The organism is Flavobacterium frigoritolerans, assembly GCF_025847275.1.
GTDB classification, from domain to species: Bacteria; Bacteroidota; Bacteroidia; order Flavobacteriales; family Flavobacteriaceae; genus Flavobacterium; species Flavobacterium frigoritolerans.
Window position 1 is genome coordinate 1 of record NZ_JAOZEV010000047.1, and the last position, 1,885, is coordinate 1,885.

The 1,885-nt window shown below is 35.4% G+C and carries 1 protein-coding gene; it reads right to left on the minus strand.

Features of this window, described 5'->3' with window-relative positions; translation table 11 throughout:
• Positions 1-1,885, minus strand: a 1,885-nt coding sequence (locus tag OIU80_RS20790) for a non-ribosomal peptide synthetase (protein WP_264288878.1), incomplete at both ends; no start/stop codon positions are given.

Below are 1,885 nucleotides of genomic sequence, written 5' to 3' on the forward strand. Positions count from 1 at the left end.
TCCTGTTTTATACAATCTGGTGTAGCCTTTGGCTTTATCAGCTTCGGTAGCAAATGGATTGTTTACAAAACGCTCCGCTGTTAAGTCTGGACGATTTAGATATCCTCTAGACAATCCTTCTCCACCAATATATAACTCTCCGGAAACTCCTATAGGAACAGGTGTTTGATTAGTAGAAAGAATGTACGTTTTTAAATCGGCTATTGATTTACCAATGTTCGATTGTATTGTTTCATCTTTTTTAATCTCTTTGTATGTAACATGCACTGTGGTTTCTGTAATACCATACATGTTTATAAGTCTAGTCTCTAGATTACTTTTCAATTGATAATCCCACCAGCTACTTAATTGATTTGTGTTTAGAGCTTCTCCTCCAAATATTATATATCTTAAACTCAGATCAGATTGACCCAATCCATTAGCAATATCTGCAAATCGATAAAAAGCAGAAGGCGTTTGGTTTAAAACACTCACTTTTTCTTTTCTGCATAATTGATAAAACCCTTCTAAGTCTTGAGCTTGTTCTTTAGAAATAATTATTAGTTTACCTCCATAAACTAATGCTCCCCATAATTCCCAAACACTAAAATCAAATGCATAAGAATGGAACAATGTCCATACATCGTCTTCATTAAAACCAAACTGAGAATCAGTACTGGTAAACAAACGCATAACATTACAATGCATTTGCATCACCCCTTTAGGTTTTCCTGTGGTTCCTGATGTATAAATTACATAAGCCAGATCAGTAGATTCACTGTGTTGATCAAGATTTGTATTGTCCTCTTTTTTATACAGTTCTTCTGTTAAATCGACGTAAACAACCTTATTCTGCGGAAGTGTCTTTTCATCTAAGTGTCTTTGGCTTAAAACAATCGCTGCTTGGGTATCTTCCAATATATAATCAATTCGTTCTTGTGGAATTGTAGGATCAATAGGTACATAAGCACCTCCGGCTTTTAAAACCGCCAATATTCCAATAACCATTTCCAGACTTCTGTCCAGACATAAGGCAATAAACCTATCTGGTAGTAGAATACTTTGAGTTTTTTCTTCGTATCGTGTTCGAATGTAACGCGCTAACTGGTTGCTTTTTTCATTTAACTCCTGATAAGTCAATGATTTGTTTTCAAATACTATTGCTACATTATTTGGAGTCTTAGCTACTTGTTCTTCAAACAATTCCTGAATCGTTTTGTCTTTCGGATACTCCTTTTCCGTTGCATTCCAATTGTAAACAAGCTGATTATACTCTACCGAAGTAAGCAAACTAATTTCATTATACGCTCTATTAGGAGCTTTAGTCAACTCCTCTAAAAGATGGACGTAATGATCGATTAACCTAACTATTGTCTCTTTATCAAACAAGCTAGTAGCATAGCTAATCCCACCAGCAAGTTCTTCCTCGCTATCATCAATAAAAATAGACAAATCAAATTTTGCTACCTCATAAACATCTTCTACCTGAAAAGGTCTAAGGTAATTTTTCTGATTATTGGACGTTCGCTCAGAAGTACCAAAACCTTGTACTCCAAACAGAACCTGAAAAACAGGATGTCTTGAGGCATCACGTTCAACTTCCAAGTCATCAATTAATTTCTCAAAAGGTAAATCCTGATGCATTTGAGCTTCAATCTGATCCTGATGAACTTGTTGCATCAATGCTTCAAAACTTTGAGAAGTGCTAAGCTGTGTTCTGTGCGCTTGTGTATTGACAAAAAAACCAATCAGCCCTTCTGTTTGCCTATGATGACGGTTGGCTATTGCAGTACCAATCACAATATCATTTTGTCCTGTATATTTACTCAAGAGAATATTCACACTACTTAACATCAAACTATTTAAAGTTATTCCGTTACGTTGAGCCAATAAACGCATTCTCTGA